General features: G+C 64.7%; 18 protein-coding genes. 14 read left to right on the top strand and 4 right to left on the bottom strand.

All coding sequences use genetic code 11. The annotated features are described in order from the left end of the window. Positions 1-14 precede the first annotated feature (14 nt). A complete protein-coding gene (maiA, locus tag J8I26_RS10940; protein WP_209607054.1) occupies positions 15-662 on the top strand; it encodes a maleylacetoacetate isomerase in 648 nt (215 codons plus the stop codon). On the opposite strand, the gene J8I26_RS10935 is transcribed toward maiA, so the two are convergent. Beyond that, a complete protein-coding gene (locus J8I26_RS10935; protein ID WP_209607374.1) occupies positions 663-1,106 on the bottom strand; it encodes a MaoC family dehydratase in 444 nt (147 codons plus the stop codon). A 156-nt stretch (positions 1,107-1,262) separates the two neighbouring features. On the opposite strand from J8I26_RS10935, the gene J8I26_RS10930 reads away from it, so the two are divergent. Together J8I26_RS10930 and J8I26_RS10925 are read left to right on the top strand one after the other, a co-directional pair. Then, positions 1,263-1,904, top strand: a complete 642-nt coding sequence (locus J8I26_RS10930) for a helix-turn-helix domain-containing protein (RefSeq protein WP_209607052.1) — start codon at positions 1,263-1,265, stop codon at positions 1,902-1,904. A gap of 231 nt (positions 1,905-2,135) precedes the next feature. Further along, positions 2,136-2,660, top strand: coding sequence for an SRPBCC domain-containing protein (locus J8I26_RS10925; protein ID WP_209607049.1), 525 nt, complete (start codon positions 2,136-2,138; stop codon positions 2,658-2,660). A gap of 12 nt (positions 2,661-2,672) precedes the next feature. On the opposite strand, the gene J8I26_RS10920 is transcribed toward J8I26_RS10925, so the two are convergent. Both J8I26_RS10920 and J8I26_RS10915 read right to left on the bottom strand, forming a co-directional pair. Then, complete coding sequence (locus J8I26_RS10920; RefSeq protein WP_209607047.1) at positions 2,673-3,584, bottom strand: LysR family transcriptional regulator; 912 nt, start codon at positions 3,582-3,584, stop codon at positions 2,673-2,675. 40 nt (positions 3,585-3,624) lie between these two features. After that, positions 3,625-4,506 carry a LysR family transcriptional regulator gene (locus J8I26_RS10915; protein ID WP_209607045.1) on the bottom strand — a complete coding sequence of 294 codons (882 nt, stop codon included), beginning with the start codon at positions 4,504-4,506 and terminating at the stop codon, positions 3,625-3,627. 126 nt (positions 4,507-4,632) lie between these two features. On the opposite strand from J8I26_RS10915, the gene J8I26_RS10910 reads away from it, so the two are divergent. The 11 genes from J8I26_RS10910 (at position 4,633) to J8I26_RS10860 (ending at position 17,860) form a co-directional block, all read left to right on the top strand. Next, a complete protein-coding gene (locus J8I26_RS10910; RefSeq protein ID WP_209607043.1) occupies positions 4,633-5,583 on the top strand; it encodes an amidohydrolase family protein in 951 nt (316 codons plus the stop codon). A gap of 34 nt (positions 5,584-5,617) precedes the next feature. Then, positions 5,618-6,943 carry an MFS transporter gene (locus tag J8I26_RS10905; protein ID WP_209607373.1) on the top strand — a complete coding sequence of 442 codons (1,326 nt, stop codon included), beginning with the start codon at positions 5,618-5,620 and terminating at the stop codon, positions 6,941-6,943. A 20-nt stretch (positions 6,944-6,963) separates the two neighbouring features. Next, positions 6,964-7,884: an SMP-30/gluconolactonase/LRE family protein gene (locus J8I26_RS10900; protein WP_209607041.1), complete on the top strand. Its 921-nt coding sequence runs from the start codon at positions 6,964-6,966 to the stop codon at positions 7,882-7,884. Between the two features lie 45 nt (positions 7,885-7,929). Then, the gene (locus tag J8I26_RS10895; RefSeq protein ID WP_209607039.1) at positions 7,930-8,619 is read left to right on the top strand and encodes an RraA family protein; all 690 of its coding nucleotides are present in this window, start codon (positions 7,930-7,932) and stop codon (positions 8,617-8,619) included. Then, the gene (locus J8I26_RS10890) at positions 8,616-9,560 is read left to right on the top strand and encodes a hydroxyacid dehydrogenase (protein ID WP_209607037.1); all 945 of its coding nucleotides are present in this window, start codon (positions 8,616-8,618) and stop codon (positions 9,558-9,560) included. Before J8I26_RS10895 ends, J8I26_RS10890 begins: the two co-directional genes overlap by 4 nt. 70 nt (positions 9,561-9,630) lie before the next feature. Beyond that, a complete protein-coding gene (locus J8I26_RS10885; RefSeq protein ID WP_209607035.1) occupies positions 9,631-10,965 on the top strand; it encodes an MFS transporter in 1,335 nt (444 codons plus the stop codon). A gap of 324 nt (positions 10,966-11,289) precedes the next feature. Further along, positions 11,290-12,483 carry a porin gene (locus tag J8I26_RS10880; protein ID WP_209607033.1) on the top strand — a complete coding sequence of 398 codons (1,194 nt, stop codon included), beginning with the start codon at positions 11,290-11,292 and terminating at the stop codon, positions 12,481-12,483. Between the two features lie 654 nt (positions 12,484-13,137). Continuing rightward, positions 13,138-14,679 carry an SEL1-like repeat protein gene (locus tag J8I26_RS10875; RefSeq protein WP_209607031.1) on the top strand — a complete coding sequence of 514 codons (1,542 nt, stop codon included), beginning with the start codon at positions 13,138-13,140 and terminating at the stop codon, positions 14,677-14,679. Positions 14,680-14,773: 94 nt separating this feature from the next. After that, entirely contained in the window at positions 14,774-15,796 is a 1,023-nt protein-coding gene (locus tag J8I26_RS10870) for a PQQ-dependent sugar dehydrogenase (protein WP_209607029.1), read from the top strand. 265 nt (positions 15,797-16,061) lie between these two features. After that, the gene (locus J8I26_RS10865) at positions 16,062-16,499 is read left to right on the top strand and encodes a MarR family transcriptional regulator (RefSeq protein WP_209607027.1); all 438 of its coding nucleotides are present in this window, start codon (positions 16,062-16,064) and stop codon (positions 16,497-16,499) included. A gap of 68 nt (positions 16,500-16,567) precedes the next feature. After that, the gene (locus J8I26_RS10860; RefSeq protein ID WP_209607025.1) at positions 16,568-17,860 is read left to right on the top strand and encodes an MFS transporter; all 1,293 of its coding nucleotides are present in this window, start codon (positions 16,568-16,570) and stop codon (positions 17,858-17,860) included. An 87-nt stretch (positions 17,861-17,947) separates the two neighbouring features. Here the strand turns inward: J8I26_RS10860 and J8I26_RS10855 are convergent, their stop codons facing one another. Beyond that, entirely contained in the window at positions 17,948-18,604 is a 657-nt protein-coding gene (locus J8I26_RS10855; protein ID WP_209607023.1) for a DsbA family oxidoreductase, read from the bottom strand. Positions 18,605-18,863 lie beyond the last annotated feature (259 nt).

Here is an 18,863-nt window from a genome sequence, read left to right as displayed (position 1 = left end):
GAGAAAGGAAGAGGATGACAAGCCTTTACAGCTATTTCCGCAGCTCGGCATCGTACCGTGTGCGCATCGCCCTGAACCTGAAAGGGCAGGTCTACGACACGGTGCCGGTGCACCTGCTGAACCAGGGCGGAGAGCAGTTCCAGCCCGCCTTCGCCCAGCTCAACCCACAATCGCTGGTGCCGGTGCTGGCGCATGAAGGCCGCCACCTGACGCAGTCGCTGGCAGTGATGGAATATCTGGAAGAGCGCTTTCCCATGCCGTCGCTGCTGCCGGGCGATTTCGCGCAGCGCGCGCGCATCAGGGAGTTGTCGCTGGCGATCGCCTGCGAGATCCATCCGCTGAACAACCTGCGCGTGCTGCGTTATCTCAAGCATGAGCTGGGCGTGGATGAGGAAAAGAAGAGCGCCTGGATCCACCACTGGATCAAGCTTGGCTTTACCGCGCTGGAAAAGCAGCTGGCCGCCGATACTTCGCGCGGCCATTTCTGCGTGGGCGATATGCCGACCATGGCCGACTGCTGCCTGGTGCCGCAGATTTTCAACGCCCGTCGCTTCGAGCTGGACATGGCGCCTTATCCCACGCTGTGCGCCATCGAGGACGCCTGTAACGCCTTGCCGGCCTTCCAGGCGGCGCATCCGTCGCAGCAGCCTGACGCCGCCTGATCAGGCGGGCGGCCGGCGCGGCACCAGCAGGTTGCCGGTCATCACCAGCACGGCTTCGTCGTGCTGGTTGTAGGTGGTCACGCGGTGGTTGAGGAAGCCCTGCTGCGGCTTCGATTGCGAGAACTTCACGCCCAGCACTTCCACCTCCAGGCGCAGCACGTCGCCCGGACGGGTGGGGCGCGGCCAGCGGAATTCGTCGAAGCCCGCGCCGATCAGGCCGCCATGGATGGCCAGCGTGTCTACCAGCATGCGCATGGTCAGCCCGGCGGTATGCCAGCCGCTGGCGGCCAGGCCGCGGAAGAAGGACTGCTGCGCGGCCGCCTCGTCCAGATGAAAGGGCTGCGGGTCGTACTGTCCCGCAAACGCCTTGATCGCGTCCGCCGTCACGACTTCGCCGCCTGCGTGGCGGAACACTTGACCGACCTCAAAATCTTCCAGGAACATCAGTTCTTTCACGGCGTCTCCCGTTGTAATTGGTATATACTGACACCATCATTGCAAAATGATAGTAACTAAACGATGGTAACCCAAAGGCCGCCATCGGCCAAGCGCGGGCGTTGCCCGGGTGCATCGGCGACGGATGGCGGACGAGGAGCGGATATGGAACGCAAGAGTTTCGGCAATATGCAATGCCCGGTGGCGCGCACCCTGGAGCGCGTGGGCGAATGGTGGAGCATCCTGATCCTGCGCGACGCGCTGCAGGGGCTGACCCGTTTCGACCAGTTCCAGAAGAGCCTGGACATTGCCCCCAACATGCTCACACGCCGCCTCAACACGTTAGTCGACGCCGGCATGCTTGAGCGCCGGCAATACAGCGAGCGCCCGCCGCGCTTTGAATACGTGCTGACCGACCTCGGCCGCGATTTTCGCACCATCATCGTGGCGCTCAACGCCTGGGGCAACAAGCATTTTGCGCCGGAAGGCCCGAGCGTGATGCTGGTGGATCGCGAGAGCGGCAAGCAGATCGACCTCGGCCTGGTGGACCGCAACACCGGCAAGGAAATCAGCGGCCGCGACCACGTGATCGTGGCCGGCCCGCAAGCCGATGAGGCCATGCGCGAGCGCATGGACGCGATGATGCGCCTGCGCGAGGCCGCCAACGAAGCGCGCTTGGCGGCGCAGGCCGATGAACCCGCTGGGAAGCCGCGCAAGGCGAAGAAGGTGAGCAAGATCACTGAAGCCGCGCCGCCCAAGGCCAAGGTGAAAGCCAGGCCCGCCGCCAAGGCCGCGAAGCGCGCCTGATCGCGTACGTCGCCGCATCTCGGCAATAGGAAAAGGCCGGCACGCATGGCGTTGCCGGTCTTTTTTGTTTCCGCCTTTGCTGCGCTGTCTTGTTCTGGAGTTTCCTCCTGCGTAACGCCATCATCCTGATATCAGATCAAATGATGTTGGAAATAAATTTTCAGGATTGGATTTATATCAATCGCTACCCCATCATTGCCCGCTCATCATCTTTCATCAGGGATCCGCGCAATGTCCGCTACTCAATCCGCAATTGTCTGGCCCGAGGGCTACCTGCCTGGCAAGACCGACAACTACGTCTCCAATGAAGTCATCGTCGCCGGCCTGAGCGCCGCGCAGGTGTGGGCCCAACTGGTCGATACGTCGCTCTGGTCGACTTATTACAGCAACGCCTCCGACATCCGTTTTCATAACGGCAACGGCCCCGCTCTGTGGGCGGGGGCGCGTTTTCGCTTCACGACTTTCGGTTTTGCGGTCGAGGCGGAAGTGGTCGAATATCATCCTCCCGCTGGTGGCCTGCCGGGACGCGTCGCCTGGCATGGCTGGGTGGAAGGGGACGCCGCGCAACGGCTGGACGTCCATCACGCCTGGCTGTTCGAGGATCTGCCGGAGGGCCGTGTGCGGCTGCTGACGCAGGAGACCCAGAACGGCCGGCCGGCGCGGGAACTGGCGCAGGCTTTGCCCAATCCGATGCTCAATGCGCACCAGGAATGGATCAGCGGCCTGGCCGCGGCGGCGCTGCGGTCGGTGGACTGAAGGAGGGCGGCGTTAGCCCGGCGTGCGGCAAGTCTCGAACAATAATTCGCGCAACCAGCGGTGGGCCGGATCGCGATGCGTGCGTTCGTGCCAGGCCGCGGTCTTGGTGAAGCCGGGAATGTCCAGCGGCGGCTCCAGCAGTTTCAGGCCCGGCATGCCGGCCACCAGCCGGCGCGGCACCACCGCGACCATGTCGCTGGCGCGCAGGATGTCGGGCAAGACCAGGAAGCGCTGGACCGACAGCGTCACGCGCCGCGCCAGTCCTTGCCGGGCGAGCATCTCGTCGGTAACGCCGACGAAGGGATCGCCGCTGTACGACACCAGCGCGTGGTCGAGGGCGCAAAACTGCTTGAGCCCGATACGCTTGCCGCGCACCAGCGGATGGTCTTCTCGCACCACGCAGACGTAGCGCTCGTCGAACAGGCGGCGCGCGTGCAGGCCAGGCGGGGTCGTTTCGGGCGTGGTCAGCGCCAGGTCGATCTGGCCGCGTTCCAGCCGTTCCTGAAGCGGCCCATCCTCCACTGCAGTCAGGGCGATGCGCAGGTGCGGCGCGCGTTGCTTGAGCGCGGCGAGGAGGGGCACGGCGATGGCGCGCAAGGCGTAATCGGTGGCGGCGATGGAAAAATCCAGCGTGGCGCTGGCCGGGTCGAACACCGGTGGCTGCATCAGGGCGTCAATGTCGGCCAGCACCTGCCTGACCGGTTGCGCCAGCGCCAGCGCACGCTGCGTCGGCACAATGCCTCGCTGGCTGCGGGAAAACAGCGGGTCGCCGAAGTTCTCGCGCAACCGCGTCAGGATCCCGCTCATGGCAGGCTGCGTCACACCCAGCCGCGCCGCCGCGCGCGTGACGTGGCGTTCGTCCAGCAAGGCGTCGAGCGCCTTGAGCAGGTTGAGATCGAGGGTGCGGATGTCGTTCTTTCTCATGTTGTCCTTGCGTCGCGTGAACGAAGCGCCTACCTGCAGGTCAGGCGCTGTAGCTTCTCTTGATGATGGCGATCAGCCGCTGCGCCGCCGGCGACAAGTAGGTGTCGCGTCGATAGGTCAGGCCCATGCGGCGCAGCATGGTGGTTTCCTTCAGCGCCACTTCCTTCAGGTGCCCGCGACCGGCCTTCAGGTTCAGCTTGGAGGCGAAGCCGAGCAAATTGCTGCGCTCGATCAGCGGCATGATCATGTTGAGCACGGTCGGGGTGATCTGCACACTGGGCCGGGCCAGATGATGACGGTCGAATACGTTGTCCAGCCACTGGCGGCTGGCCACCGATTGCGCAGGCAGCACCCATTGGTAATCCAGCAGGTTGCGCAGCGCGATCTTCTTGCCGAAGATGGGGTGGCTGGCGCTGGCCATCACCACCATCTGGTCTTGCATGATCTCTTCGGTGACGAACACGTCATCGGCCTTGATCATCGGGCCCATCACCACGTCGAGCTCACCCGCCTTCAGGCCTTCCAGCAGCACGTCGTTCATCGAGACCCGCAGATCGATGGTGACCTTGCCGGCCTCGGCCAGCAGCTGTTCGCAGACCGACGGCAGGATGTGCTCGGCCAGCGTGGGGATGCAGCCTAGCCGGATGTTGCCTTCGCGGCCGTTGGCGTAGTCGCCGATCTCGCGCACGGTTTCGTCCATCATCAGGCTGATGCGGCGCGCGCGCGCCAGCAGCGCCTGTCCCACCGCAGTCAGGCGGATGCCGCGCCCCACGCGTTCGAACAGCGGCGCGCCCAGTTGCTCCTCCAGCCTGTCGATGCATTTGGTCAGCGCCGGCTGCGTCTTGAACAGCCGCTCGGCGGCCCGTCCCACGTGTCCTTCCTCGGCGATGACTTCAAAATACTTGAGGTCGCGAACGTCCATGATTCATTCCTGAGATTTATGGAATTGAAAATAAAAGCAAATATACATTAAAAAAACCGGCGCGTAGACTGCCCTCCAAACAAGAGCTCCGCCCACTGTCGGCGCGGAAAAACAATGGAGACAAAGATGTTCCCGGCAACTCAGACACGTCGTGAATTCCTGCGCCGCAGCGGCGCATTGGCGGCCGCGCTCGGCGCTGGCGCCTACCTGCCGCCGGCCCTGGCGCAAGAAACCGCCTATCCCCATTCCTCGGGCAGCGCACGTGCTGCGGCCGCTTTGCCGGCCGACGCCTGCGACTGCCACATGCATATCTACGATCCGCGCTTTCCGTGGGCGTCCGGGGCCAAGCTGCTCCATCCGGCGGCCACCGTCGCCATGTACCGCCGGCTGCAGCAGCGCCTGGGTACCACGCGCAATGTGGTGGTGACGCCCTCGGCCTACGGCACCGACAACCGTTGCACGCTGGACGCCTTGGCGCAGCTGGGCGCTGCGGCGCGCGGCGTGGCGGTGGCCGACGTCAATGTCAGCGACGAGGAACTGGCGCGGCTGGACCGCGCCGGCGTCAAGGGCCTGCGCTTCAACCTGGCGCTGGGTGCGGTGACCACCGCGGCGATGATCGAGCCGCTGGCGCGCCGGGTGGCGCCGCTGGGCTGGCACGTGCAGATCAACATGTCCAACGACGAGCTGCTGGCCAACCGCGCGATGCTGTCGCGCCTGCCGACGCCGGTGGTGTTCGATCACTTCGCGCGCATCCCGCTGCAGGCCGGCGCGGTCCATCCGGTCTACGACCTGGTCGCTGGGCTGATGCGCGAGCAGCGCGCCAGCGTCAAGTTGTCCGGCGCGTATCTGGCCAGCAAGGCCGGCGCGCCTTCCTATGCCGACGTCGCGCCGCTGGCGCGCGCGCTGATTGACAACGCGCCGGGCCAGGTGCTGTGGGGCAGCGACTGGCCGCACCCGACCGAGCAGCACAAGCCCGACGACGCGCTGCTGCTGGACCTGATGGCGGCCTGGGCCGGCTCCGAGCAGCGCCTGCGCGCCATCCTGGTGGACAACCCGGCGCGCCTCTACCACTTCTGATCGGACCGACATGAGCCAAGCACAAGATATCGACATGAATCGCGACATGAAGCATGACATCGCAACAGGCGCCGCCGCGGCGGTGGACGAGCAAAGCACGATGAAGAAGGTGATGCGTCGCCTGATTCCCTTCATCCTGCTGTGCTACGTGGTCAGCTACCTCGATCGCATCAACGTCGGCTTCGCCGCGCTGACCATGAACAAGGACCTGGGCCTGACGCCGTCGCAGTTCGGCCTGGGCGCGGGCCTGTTCTTCATCGGCTACTTCTTCTTCGAGATCCCCAGCAACCTGGCCCTGCATCGCTTCGGCGCGCGCATGTGGATCTCGCGCATCATGATTTCCTGGGGCGTGATCTCCATGCTGACCGCCTTCGTGGTCGGCCCCAAGAGCTTCGCGCTGGCGCGTTTCTTCCTGGGTATGGCCGAGGCTGGCTTCACGCCCGGCATCTATCTCTATTTCACCAAGTGGTTCCCGGGCCAGTGGCGCGGCAAGGCCACCGCGTTCTTCCTGGTCGGCATTCCGGTGGCCAATATCATCGGCTCGCCGATCTCCGGCGCGCTGATGGAGCTGCATGGCCTGTGGGGCTACAAGGGCTGGCAGATCCTGTTGCTGCTGGAGGCGCTGCCGGCGGTGCTGCTGGGCATCGCCTGCCTGTTCCTGCTGCCGGATCGTCCGGCCAAGGCGTCCTGGCTGAGCCCGGCCGAGCAGCAATGGCTGGAGAGCGAACTCGGCCGCGAGCAGAACACCCTGGCCGCGCGTCACGGCAACAAGCTGCGCGATGCCTTCACCAACTGGCGCGTTTTCGCGCTGGCCGGCGCCAACTTCTGCGGCATCATCGGCTCGCTCAGCATTGGCCTGTGGCTGCCGCAGATCATCAAGGAGTTCGGCCTGCCGTCGCACCAGGTCGGCTTGGTGGCGGCCGTGCCTTACGTGGTCGGCGCGGTCAGCATGATCCTGTGGTCCAGGTTGGCTAACCGGCCCGCCAATGCCGACAAGCGTCTGTTCTTCGTGGCCGGCGCCATCGTCATGGCAGCGGCGGCGATCGCGGCGTCGGCCTTCCTGCACGATCCCTTGCAAAAGATGATCGCCATCACCGTCGCGGTGGCGTCCATCCTGTCTTTCCAGGCCACCTTCTGGGCCATCCCCTCGGGATTTCTGACCGGACGGGCCGCGGCCGGCGGCCTGGCGCTGATCGTGTCCATCGGCAACCTGGGCGGCTTCGTCGGTCCGTCGATGATCGGCTTCATCCGCGAGGCCACCAAGGGCTTCACCTATCCGCTGCTGTTCGTGGCCGGCGCGCTGCTGCTGGGCGCGGTGATCACGCTGGCGCTCGGCGACCCCGCCAAGAGCCGCCAATAATTCTTCAGGAAAACCAGACCATGAGCTTCTTCGCGCCGCCACCTGTCGTCGAGACGACCGTCTTCACCCGCCTGCCGGATCACTTTCGCAAGCCGCGCAAGAATTCCTGGAGCGACGCCAACCGCGGCGGCCTGCCGATCGACTCCTTCCTCGAAGGTCCGTCGTTCGACCGCCAGGGCCGGCTGTATGTGACCGACATTCCCTACGGCCGCATCTTCCGTATCTCGCCGCAAGGGGAGTGGGAGCTGGTCACCGAATACGACGGTTGGCCCAACGGCCTGAAGATCGACAAGGACGGCCGCATCGTCATCACCGACTACAAGCGCGGGCTGGTGCAGTTGAATCCCGAGACCGGCGAGGTCTCGCCGCTGCTGGAGACGGTCGGTTCGGAGGGCTTCAAGGGCGTCAACGACCTGGTGTTCGGGCCGGGCGGCGAGATCTATTTCACCGATCAGGGCCAGACCGGCCTGCAGGATCCCGGCGGGCGCGTGTATCGCCTCACGCCGGACGGCCAGCTGAGCTGCCTGATCAGCACCATCCCCAGCCCCAACGGCATCGTCTACGACCCGGCGCTGAACCATCTGCTGGTGGCGGTGACGCGCGCGCAGCAGATCTGGCGCATTCCGCTGCACAACAGCGGCGTGGTGGGCAAGGTCGGCGTGTTCGCCAACCTGCACGGCGGCATGGCCGGGCCGGACGGCCTGGCGCTGGATGCGCAAAGCAACCTGTACATCGCGCACACCGGCTTCGGCTCGATCTGGCGCCTGTCGAAATTCGCCGAGCCGCTGCTGCGCATCCGCTCCAACGCCGGCATCTCGACCACCAACCTGGCCTTCGGCGGGCCGGACGGCAAGAGCCTCTTCATCACCGAGTCCCAGACCGGATCGATCCTGCGCGCCGACGTGCCGGTGGCCGGTCTGCCCATGTATTCGCACGCCTGAGCGCGGCATCCATTCATCCTGCAACCATTCCAGCAAAGGACCATCATGAGCAACAAACCAGACCTCATTCGCGACATCGAACGTGTCGATGCCGCCACCGTCGCCAAGGCCGGCGAGTTCGCCGCCTCCATCCTGGCCGACGTCGCCGGTCGTCGCGGCACGCTATCGAGCCGCGTGGCGCCGCTGTCGCCGTGCATGCGCATCGCCGGCCCGGCGGTGACCGTGGAAGTGCGTCCCGGCGACAACCTGATGATCCACGCCGCGATGGCGATCGCCAAGCCGGGCGACGTGCTGGTGATCGACGGCAAGGGTGACGAGACCTGCGCCCTGATGGGCGAGATCATGGTGTCGCAATGCAAGGCCAGCGGCCTGGCCGGCATCATCATTTACGGCTCGGTGCGCGATACCGAAGCCATCCGCGAGATCGGCTTCCCGGTGTACGCCGTGGGCGCCAATCCCAACGGCCCGACCAAGAACATCTCCGGCCGCGTCAACTGGCCGGTGTCGGTAGGCGGCGCCAGCGTGCAGCCGGGCGACCTGATCGTGGGCGATGCCGACGGCGTGGTGGTGGTCGAGCGCGAGAAAGCCGCTTCGCTGCTGGAAGCGGCCGCCAAGAAGGTCGCCGACGAGACCAAGCGCCTGACCGAAATTCGCACCGGCGGCCCGCTGCGCCCGGGCTGGCTGGACGGCGCGCTGCGCAAGGCCGGCGTGCTGCAGGAAGGGGAAGCGCTGTGAGCGCGGCCGCCAAGAAAGGCGTAGTGCTGGTGACCGGCGTAGACCTGGCGCCGCAAGCCGTCGATATCCTGCGCGACTACGAACTGGTATTCGCCGGCGCCAAGCCGACCGAAGACGATCTGCTGAAGCTGTCGACGCAGCATCAGCCGGTGGCCATCATCGTGCGCTACGGCGGCATCACCAGCCGCATCATGGACGCCAACAAGGCGTTGCGCGTGATTTCCAAGCACGGCACCGGCATCGACACCATCGACAGCCGCGCGGCGCAGGAACGCGGCATCGCGGTGAAGGCGGCCGCCGGCGCCAACGCCCCAGCGGTGGCCGAGCATACCTGGGCGCTGGTGTTCGCCTGCGCCAAGAACGTAGTCGGCCTGGACGCGCGCATGCGTGAAGGGCACTGGGACAAGTCCACCCACAAGAGCCTGGAGCTGCAGGGGCGCACCGTCGGCCTGGTCGGCTTCGGCGCCATCGGCCGTCGGGTGGCGGCCACGGCAGTGTCGCTGGGCATGCGTGTGCTGGCGTACGATCCGTACGCCAAGGGTACGCCGCCGGGCGTGCAGCTGGCCGATCTGGACACGCTGTTTGCGCAATCCGACGTGTTGTCGCTGCATTGCCCGCTGACGGCGGAGAACAGGCACATGATCAACGCCGCATCGCTCGCGCGTATGAAGGACGGCGCGATCCTGGTCAATACCGCGCGCGGCGGCCTGGTCGACGAGCAGGCCTTGATTTCCGCGTTGAACAGCGGCAAGCTGCGCGCCGCCGGCCTGGACAGCTTCGAAAAGGAGCCCTTCGCGGCGCCGCATCCGCTGCAGGGCGTGCGCAACGTCATCCTGAGCCCGCACATCGGCGGCGTCACCGAGGACGCCTATATTGCCATGGGCACCGGCGCGGCCGCCAATGTGCTGACGGTGCTGGAGGCCGAGCAGGCGATCGCCTGATTCATCATAATGACAACCGGCCAGCCGCCGCATACAGAGCGGCGGCGGCCTACCTTCCAGAGAGAGACACATGGAGACAACCGTCAAGGACGAGCAGCGTCCGGAGCAGCAGATAGAACAGGAAACGGTGCGCAGGGTCACCTGGCGCCTGTTGCCGTTCCTGATGCTGTGCTATCTGTTTGCCTTCATCGATCGCGGCAACATCGGCATGGCAGCGCTGCAGATGAACCAGGACATCGGCCTGTCGCCGAAGATGTTCGGCTTCGCCGGCAGCCTGTTCTTCATCGCCTATTTCATTTTCGAAGTGCCGAGCAACCTGGCGCTGCAACGTTTCGGCGCACGCAAGTGGCTGGCGCGCGTCATGATCACCTGGGGCCTGATCTCGGCCTCCACCGCCTTCGTGCAGGGGCCGGGCTCGTTGTACTTCGTTCGCTTCATCCTGGGCGCGGCCGAGGCCGGTTTCTTTCCCGGCGTGGTGCTGTACCTGACCTATTGGGTGCCGTCGGCGTACCGCGCACGCATCGTGGCGTTGTTCATGGTGGCCATTCCCGCCGCCAGTTTCGTCGCCTCGCCGGTGTCGGCGCTGCTGTTGCAGATGGATGGCATCGGCGGCATGCGCGGCTGGCACTGGCTGTTCATCATTGAAGGCTTGCCCACCGTGCTGCTGGGCGTGGTGTGCCTGTTCTATCTCACCGATCGTCCGGAACAGGCAAGCTGGCTCACCGAGCAGCAGCGCGCCTGGCTGACCCGCACCATGGACCGTGAAACCGCCGCCCGCACCGCCAAGGCGCACGTGCCGCTGTGGAAGCTGTTCAGCAGTCCGCAGGTGTGGGGCATGGCGCTGGTGTGTTCGTGCGCCTCGGCGGCGGGCACCGTGCTCAATGTCTGGCAACCGCAACTGCTGAAGTCCTTCGGCCTGAGCGTGATGCAGACCGGCCTGATCAATTCGATTCCCTACGCCATCGCCTCGGTGCTGATGGTGTGGTGGGGCCGCCACTCGGACCGCACCGGCGAACGTCGCTGGCATACCGCCATTCCGCTGCTGTTGATCGGCGCGGGCATGGCGCTGGCTTCGTTCTCGCACGCGCTGGCGCCGGTGGTGATATTGCTGTCGCTGGTGCTGATCGGCGCCTATTCCTTCAAGGGGCCGTTCTGGGCCATGGCCACCAGCTGGCTGGCCACCGGTTCGGCCGCGGCGGGACTGGCGGGCATCAACGCCGTGTCCAACCTCATCGGTGGAGGCGTGATGGTCAATGTCTACGGATGGGTCAGGGACGCTACCGGCAGCTATTCGATGGCCTTGCTGCCGATGGTGCTGATGTCGCTCGCAAGCGTAAGCATCTTGCTGTTCCTGAGCCGCAAGTCGCGCAGTGCGAGCATGGCCGTGCGGGAGGCGGCACGCTGATCCATCGAGATCGCGAGCTGAACCTTGATGAAGCCGTCCGCCTGTGCGGGCGGCTTTTTTTATTCGCGTTCCGGTCAGGCGATTGACAGCAAGCGATCCCGATGCGCGAGAGCCCGGCGGCGCGTCTTTGCAGGTGTTGCCGCGCGCAGACAGAGAAAATTTCCCGATAAAAAAATACAACACATGCCATTTTAATTTTTGGGCCTCATCTAAAAAATGTTTTCTATAAACCAATGGGGAGTCAGGTTCGAATCAGAAGCTTTAATGTCTGCACATCCGACTCAAGTACGGATCCTCAAGACTATTTTTATAGAAGGACGTCAAATGAAGAAATCTCTGCTGGCACTCGCCGTTCTGGGCGCATTCGCAGGTGCGGCTCAAGCGCAAAGCACCGTGACCATCTACGGTATCGTCGATACCGGCGTGGTCTACCAAAGCAAGGTTGCAACCACCGGCGGCGGCACGGGCAGCAAGTTCGGCCTGAACTCCGGTGTGATCCAGGGTTCGCGTCTGGGCTTCAAGGGCGTTGAAGATCTGGGTGGCGGTCTGAACGCGGTGTTCAACCTGGAAATGGGCTTCAACAACGACACCGGCGGCCTGCAAGGCTCCGACGCGCAAACCGGCTCCAACCTGTTCCGCCGCAAGTCGGTGGTCGGTCTGGCCGGCGGCTTCGGTACCGTGCTGGTGGGTCGTCAAACCGACTTTGCCGACACCATCTCCTCCTACACCTCGGTGCAGGACTTCGGCGGCTGGACCGGTAACGTCGGCCACAACCTGGATCGCCTGGAAGGCACCCGCACCAACAACTCGATCAGCTACACCACCAACAACCTGGGCGGCTTCACCGGCAACCTGATCTACGGCTTCGGCGAAACCGCCGGCCAGACCTCCGCCGGTCAATCCTTCGGCGCCGGTCTGAAGTACGACAACGGTCCCCTGGGTCTGGGCGCGAACTACTACCAGTCCAAGGCCAACGGCACCACCGCCTACTCGTCCGACACCAGCCTGATCCCGTCGAGCAGCACCACGGCGTCGGTCAACACCCTGGCCAACACTGCCGGCACCACCGCCTTCAAGGGCTGGAACCTCGTGGCGTCGTATCAGTTCGGCCCGGCACGCGTGTACGGCAACTGGTCGCGCGTGAAGCAGGACCTGAACACCCAGGCCAACCTGACCTCGGTGGGCGTCGGTTCGCTGGCGTCCGTGAACAACCGCCTGCTGGCGCGCGCCAACAAGGCTGATGTGTACGAAATCGGTACCGCCTACTCGCTGACCCCGTCGTTGAAGCTGCTGGGCGCCATCGAGCACACCCGTGCAACCTTTGACGGCGTGACCGGCAAGGGCAAGGTCACCCAGTACAACATCGGTACCGACTACTGGCTGTCCAAGCGCACCGACCTGTACGCTTTCCTGGCGTATCAGAAGGCCACCGACATGGTCAACACCGGCGTGTCCGACTCCACCGGCACCGACGGCAACCAGACCGCCGTGGCTGTGGGTATCCGCCACAAGTTCTGATGATGCGGTCGCGCTTGCGCGACTGTCTTCAGGCTTGAAAGAAGAAGCGCTGCATGGAGACATGCAGCGCTTTTTTTTATTGCCGATTGCGTTGCCGGCGCGTGCTCGTCGCCTGGGTCGGGCCGCGCCGACAAGCCGTCAGATGCTCTTTCCATATTGCAAGGTGTAACGCTGACGGAGGATGTCGATGGCGCGAAAAATACTTAAAAAATATTCTTTTGCGAGCCTCTGATGACCTGACATGTTGTCAGCAAAACGGACGCCTTGTTACTCAATGGTGTGCGGTTGCAAACGTTTCTTTGCGTCGCTGAACATGGAATGCGAGCCTTGACTGGCGCGGTTCTTAACACGGGTAAGCCATTGGTAAGAGTCCATTTCGCAAGGGAATTTTTGCGCACTGCAACTGCCAGAATATTCATGCATCTATTCCGTCGCCGGCATGGTTCTCATGCTGTGCGACGCGACAGATCTGAGCGAGTCGCCTGAGTCGACTCCATTTTCGTCAACACACGGACACCTGAACTCCGACGCAAGTTTTTGCGCCGGCGGGGATCCCTTTTTCTTTTGATTTTGCGCGATACGCATGCAGCAACGACACCACGCCTTGGCCTCGTCTTGTCTTCATCGCCGTCGGCAACAGCACAGGAACACACCATGGCGACAAGAGAACAACTGGCAGTAATCAAAGCCGCCCGCGCGGGCGAATCGATGGCGCAGCTGGCGTTGGGACGCCGCTATCTCTACGGCGGCAGCGGCCTGCCGCGCAGCAACGGCACCGCCTTCTACTGGTTGCGGCGGGCGGCCGAGCAGGGCGTCGATGACGCCTGGATGATGATGGGCCGCAATCTCTCCTACGAGCAGGTCAAGGACTTGTCCTCCCCCAACGAAATGGCGGTGTGGTACGAGAAGGCCTTCGACGCCGGCATCGAAGGCGCGGGGATTACCTTCGCCCGGCTGGTGCTGGAAAACACCGAGCAGTTCGACAGCAACAGCCATGCGCGCGCGATCGGCGCCTTGTCCTTCCTCGCGGGGCACGATGACCACCAGGCGCAGTGGCTGTTGGCGCAGCAGATGCAATTGCACGGCCGCCAGGAATCGGGTGCGGCCTCCGACGGCGATGTACGGCTGGAGGAGCGCCTGCTGACGGAGGCCGCGCAGGCCGGCATCGAGCAGGCGCAGTACGCGCTGCTGGAGAAAGCATGGAACAAGGCCGACTATGTCGCTTTCGCGCGCGATGCGGCGCCGCTGGTGGAACGCTTGTCGGCGCGCAATGCGGCGGCTGTGGCGCAGATCGAACGGGATGCCGACGTCAGCTGCAGCGTGTCGCTATCGGCGGCCGACGCGCGCTTGCTGCTGCGCTTTGCGCAATGGCTTCTGCGCCAGCGTAACCCCGACCTGGCGCAGGCCGCCTGTCTGCTGGAACTGGCTGCGCTGGCCGGCAATAATGAAGCGCGTTTCGAGCTCGGCCTGCTGTGCGCCAAGATGGACCGCGCCGGCGAGCGCGTGTTCATGGAGCACGGCCTGGCCAATTTCAAGAAGGCCTTGCATTGGCTGACGCTGGCGGGCGAGGGCGGTTCGGCGCCGGCCTGGCACGCAATGGCGCGCATCTATTCGCGATCCATTTATTCGCAGCGCAACCTGGACGTGGCGCAGCAATACCTGGAGCGCGCCGCCGACATGGGCTTGGTGGAAGCGCAGTCCGAGTTTGCGCACATCTCGTGGCGCAACCGGCGCGACGACGCGCTCAACGACGTCAAGGCCTTGTATTGGTGGCAGAAGGCGGCCGAGCAGGGCGACGCGCCGGCGCGCGCTGCGCTGGCGCCGTTCTCGGTGCGCAGCAGCCAGCACGACTGGGCCAATGAGGCGCTGGCGCAGCTCAACGACAAGCTGCGCAACACCAACCCTTTCCTTAGCGCGCGTATTGAGCTGGCGGCGGCTTTCGGCTTGTCCAAACCGGAGGCGCTGCTGATTGACGTGAAGAAGGCCGACTACGGCCATTGCCTGGTGGTCGATATCTGCGACGTCTACGCGCGCAGCAAGCGCCGCCTGGTTTCCATCGAGAGCGAAGCGCAGCGCTCCACGCTCAACCGCGTCTGCCGCCTGTTCGGCGACGTCGACTGCAGCCTGGGCGGGCTGGAAGGAAACTACCGGCAGCGCCAGTACCGCCTGAAGACTTCGTTTCCGGAGATGGCCTGATCGGCGGGCCGGTTTTTCACGCGATCTCCTCCCCGAGCTAAAATTCAGGCAGTCGCATCGACCTGAAGCGCGACCCGAACAGGAGGAGATGAGCATGTTGAGCATGATCGCGCGCACCGCGTGCGCGCTTGCCGTTGCCGCGCTGGCGGCGACCGTCGCGCCGCCGGCGCCGGCCCAGCAGGTCGCGGCTGCGCCGAAGGTGGTCGCCACCGGGCTGAACACGCCGTGGTCGATCGCCTTCTTCGGCAAGACGCCGCTGGTCAGCGAACGCGGCACCGCACGCATCATGGCGCTGGGCGCCAACGGCGCGGCCACCGAGGTGGCCACCATCGCCGGCGTCGACGGTCGCGGCGAAGGCGGACTGTTGGGCATCGCCGTGCATGAGGGCTACCTCTACGCCTACTTCACGGCCGGCGCAGAGAATCGCATCGAGCGCTACAAGATCGACGGTGACGGCGTGAACCTGAAGCTGGGGCCGGCGAAGAAGATCATCGGCGGCATTCCGGCGGCCAGCTATCACAACGGCGGGCGTATCGCCTTCGGCCCGGACGGCATGCTCTACGCCAGCACCGGCGACGCCGGCGAACGCAGCCGTTCGCAAGACCTCAAGTCATTGGCCGGCAAGATCCTGCGCATGACGCCGGACGGCGGCGTGCCCAAGGACAATCCCTTCTCCGGTTCATTCGTGTACAGCTACGGGCACCGCAACGTGCAAGGCATGGCCTGGGCGCCGGGCGGGATCATGTACGCCTCCGAGTTCGGTGAAAACACCTGGGACGAACTCAACCTCATCCGCGCTGGCGGCAGCTACGGCTGGCCGGTGGTGGAGGGCAAGGGCGGCGACAAGCGCTTCATCGATCCCCTGCAGCAGTGGTCGACCTCGGAAGCCAGTCCCAGCGGCATGGCGATCGTCGGCGGCAACATCTACATCGCCAATCTGCGCGGCCAGCGTCTGCGCAAGATCCCGTTGTCGGCGACCGGCACGGCGAACGAACTGTATGTGCGGCAATACGGCCGCCTGCGCGACGCAGTGGCGGCGCCCGATGGCACCTCTGGATTCTCACCAACAACACCGACGGACGCGGCCAGGCGCGCGAAGGCGACGACCGCATCCTGAGCATGCCGTTGAAGTGAATGCAGGTCGCAAGAAAAAATGCCCGCGAGAACGCGGGCTTTTTTTCGCGCTGCAGCAGCCTATGCGTCAGGGCGGCAGGACAGGACGCCGGCCGGCGCCGTCTTGCGGCAACAACGGCGCGGCGCGTCGCTTTGCTTGACATCCGGCGTTCGCGAAAATAAGATGCGTACACATCGATGCATATGCAATTATATTTATGCAAAGAAAGCGTCGCCCACCTGCCGGGCCTACTTTTGGGAAATGCGCCATGAGCAACGACATTTGTTCCTGCTCGCCGCTGCGCCGCTTGACGCGACGCATGACGGTGATTTATGACCAGCACTTGCAGCCCAATGAACTGACCATCACCCAGTATTCGCTGATCAGCCGCATCGGGCGCAGCGGGCCGATCGCCAACATCGTGCTGGCCACCGACATGGGCATGGACCGCAGCACGCTGTCGCGCGCATTGAAGCCGCTGATCGGGGCCGGCTGGATCGAGACCGTCGACCTGCCGGAGGACACGTTGCTGGACAAGCGGTCCTTCGCGCTGCAGCTGTCTAAGCCCGGTCGCAAGAAACTCGACGAGGCGCGCCCCAATTGGCGTCGCGCCCAGGATGAAATCGATCGCCAGCTCGGGCCCAAGTTGTCGCGCGAGCTGACCGAGATGATCAACGATGCCTACGCGAAGCTGCAGGAAGACTAGCCGCGCACGGCATCGGCAAGAAAAAATACAAAGACGGACTCCCGCCAAATCTCTCCATCAGGAATGCAATGAACAAGCTTACCCAATCGCTCGCCAATACCGTCGCGCCGCGCTTTCACTATGCGTGGGTCGTGGTCGGCGTGATCTTCCTCGTGCTGCTGTGCTCGGCCGGCATCCGCGCCACGCCGTCGGTGATGATCCTGCCGCTGGAGCAGGAATTCGGCTGGAGCGTGTCGACCATCTCGGTGGTGATCTCGGTCAACATCGCGCTGTACGGTTTGATCGGCCCGTTCTCGGCCGCCGCCATGCAGCGCTTCGGCATTCGCCGCGTGGTGCTGGTGGCGCTGGCGCTGCTGGCCACCGGCACCGCGCTGTCGACGCTGATGCAGATGCCGTGGCACATGCTGCTGTCGTGGGGTTTGCTGGTGGGCGCCGGCACCGGCGTGGCGGCCAACACCCTGGGCGCCACCATCGTCAGTCGCTGGTTCGAGGCGCGCCGCGGTTTTGCCATGGGTTTGCTGACCGCCAGCGCGGCCACCGGCCAGATGGTGTTCCTGCCGCTGATGGCGTCCATGGTCGGCAGCTACGGCTGGCGCTCGGTGGCCTTCCTGGTGTCGGCGGTGGCGCTGCTGGCGATCCCGCTGGTGTGGCTGCTGCTGCCGGAAAGTCCGGCCGCCGTCGGCCTGAAGATGGTCGGCCAAACCCTCGACATCAAGGATGAGGGCGCGACCAAAAAGAACCCGCTGGCGATCGCCTTCGGCGCGCTGCGCACGTCGGTACGCATGCCGGACTTCTGGCTGCTGTTTGCCAGTTTCTTCGTCTGTGGCCTGTCCACCAACGGCTACATCGGCACCCAGTTCATCGCCATGTGCAACGACTACGGCATCAACGAAGTCGGCGGCGCTTCCATCCTGGCGGCGATGGGCATGCTGGATCTGGTCGGCACCACGCTCTCGGGCTGGCTGTCGGACCGCTACAATCCGCGCGTGCTGCTGTTCTGGTACTACGGTCTGCGCGGCATCGCGCTGATCTTCCTGCCTTACGCCTTTGGTCTGCAGTACTACGGCCTGGCCATCTTCGCCATCTTCTACGGCCTGGACTGGATCGCCACCGTGCCGCCTACCGTGCGCCTGGCCAATGACGTGTTCGGCCGCCTGGCCGCGCCGATCGTGTTCGGCTGGATCGTCGCCGGCCACCAGTTGGGCGCCGCCACCGCCACCACCGTGGCCGGCTACATGCGCGCCACGCTGGGCAACTACACGCTGTCGTCGATCATGATGGGCGTGGCCTGCCTGGTCGGCGCGGTGCTGGTGTTGCGCATCAAGGGCAACAAGCAGGCGCCGCTGCCGGTTGCCGCCTGAGTTGCCCCGAACGATTTGCCGGATGTATCGGCATAGAAAAAAAGCCCGGCGCGCGCCGGGCTTTTTTCATGAGGGCGCTGGGTGCGCTCACTCGCGCACATCGCCGGACAGGATCGCCCGCAGCTGCTGCTCGAAGATCTCCGGCGGCTGGCCGCCGGAAATCAGGTAGCGGTCGTTGACCACCACCGCCGGCACGCTGCTGATGCCGCGCTGCGCCCACAGGGCTTCCTCTTCCTTCACCTCTTGCGCGTAACGGTCCGAGGCCAGCACCGCGCCGGCCTCGGCGCCGTCCAGGCCGGCTTGCGCCGCCAGAGCGGCCAGCACTTCATGGTTGGAGACGTCCTTGCCGTCGGTGAAGTAGGCCTTCAGCAGCGCGGCCTTGAGCGGCGCCTGCGTATGTTTTTCTGCGGCCCAGGCCAGCAGGCGATGGGCATCGAAGGTGTTGTAGACGCGGCTTTGGTCGTCGCGGTTCATGGTGAAGCCGACCGACGCCGCCCGGGCGCGGATCTGCTCGCCGTTGGCGCGGGCCTGGTCGGCGCTCATGCCGTATTTTTTGGTGATGTACTCGAGATGCATCGCGCCCTCGGCCGGCAGGTTGGGGTTCAGCTCGAAGGGGTGGAAGCTGAGGTCGACCTGGGCATCGGTGCCGATGCGCTCCAGCGCGGTATTGAGTCCCGCCAGTCCGATCGCGCACCAGGGGCAGACGATGTCGGAGACGAAATCGATTTTCAGGGCCTTGTTCATGATGGGGCTTGCCTTTTGGTAGGGCGCCTGTAGCCAGGCGCTGTGGTCGGTCAAGCGGCGAGGATAGCGTAAATCGGCGACAAGGGTTGCCGGGGCGGCAGCCCGGCCGATGTTGTCTCCGTGGAAATAGGGAATCCCCCGACCCCATGGCTGAGGTTCTCAGGATCCCCCCGATACTTGGTGGATCAACAAAAAACTAAAGTGTCTCCATACCCGCTGCACACAGAAGTTCTCGCACAGGGCGAGGACAGCGCAGGGA

Origin of the sequence: Herbaspirillum sp. LeCh32-8, from assembly GCF_017814915.1 — a bacterium.
Classification (GTDB): domain Bacteria; phylum Pseudomonadota; class Gammaproteobacteria; order Burkholderiales; family Burkholderiaceae_D; genus Herbaspirillum.
Note: the sequence above shows the minus strand (reverse complement) of the source record. Positions and strands in the feature narration are given on the sequence as shown.

Excerpts from the sequence above, each read along its gene's own strand:
- maiA (WP_209607054.1), top strand. The coding sequence starts at position 15 with ATGACAAGCCTTTACAGCTATTTCCGCAGCTCGGCATCGTACCGTGTG.
- J8I26_RS10935 (WP_209607374.1), bottom strand. The coding sequence starts at position 1,106 with ATGTTCCTGGAAGATTTTGAGGTCGGTCAAGTGTTCCGCCACGCAGGC.
- J8I26_RS10930 (WP_209607052.1), top strand. The coding sequence starts at position 1,263 with ATGGAACGCAAGAGTTTCGGCAATATGCAATGCCCGGTGGCGCGCACC.
- J8I26_RS10925 (WP_209607049.1), top strand. The coding sequence starts at position 2,136 with ATGTCCGCTACTCAATCCGCAATTGTCTGGCCCGAGGGCTACCTGCCT.
- J8I26_RS10920 (WP_209607047.1), bottom strand. The coding sequence starts at position 3,584 with ATGAGAAAGAACGACATCCGCACCCTCGATCTCAACCTGCTCAAGGCG.
- J8I26_RS10915 (WP_209607045.1), bottom strand. The coding sequence starts at position 4,506 with ATGGACGTTCGCGACCTCAAGTATTTTGAAGTCATCGCCGAGGAAGGA.
- J8I26_RS10910 (WP_209607043.1), top strand. The coding sequence starts at position 4,633 with ATGTTCCCGGCAACTCAGACACGTCGTGAATTCCTGCGCCGCAGCGGC.
- J8I26_RS10905 (WP_209607373.1), top strand. The coding sequence starts at position 5,618 with ATGAATCGCGACATGAAGCATGACATCGCAACAGGCGCCGCCGCGGCG.
- J8I26_RS10900 (WP_209607041.1), top strand. The coding sequence starts at position 6,964 with ATGAGCTTCTTCGCGCCGCCACCTGTCGTCGAGACGACCGTCTTCACC.
- J8I26_RS10895 (WP_209607039.1), top strand. The coding sequence starts at position 7,930 with ATGAGCAACAAACCAGACCTCATTCGCGACATCGAACGTGTCGATGCC.
- J8I26_RS10885 (WP_209607035.1), top strand. The coding sequence starts at position 9,631 with ATGGAGACAACCGTCAAGGACGAGCAGCGTCCGGAGCAGCAGATAGAA.
- J8I26_RS10880 (WP_209607033.1), top strand. The coding sequence starts at position 11,290 with ATGAAGAAATCTCTGCTGGCACTCGCCGTTCTGGGCGCATTCGCAGGT.
- J8I26_RS10875 (WP_209607031.1), top strand. The coding sequence starts at position 13,138 with ATGGCGACAAGAGAACAACTGGCAGTAATCAAAGCCGCCCGCGCGGGC.
- J8I26_RS10870 (WP_209607029.1), top strand. The coding sequence starts at position 14,774 with ATGTTGAGCATGATCGCGCGCACCGCGTGCGCGCTTGCCGTTGCCGCG.
- J8I26_RS10865 (WP_209607027.1), top strand. The coding sequence starts at position 16,062 with ATGAGCAACGACATTTGTTCCTGCTCGCCGCTGCGCCGCTTGACGCGA.
- J8I26_RS10860 (WP_209607025.1), top strand. The coding sequence starts at position 16,568 with ATGAACAAGCTTACCCAATCGCTCGCCAATACCGTCGCGCCGCGCTTT.
- J8I26_RS10855 (WP_209607023.1), bottom strand. The coding sequence starts at position 18,604 with ATGAACAAGGCCCTGAAAATCGATTTCGTCTCCGACATCGTCTGCCCC.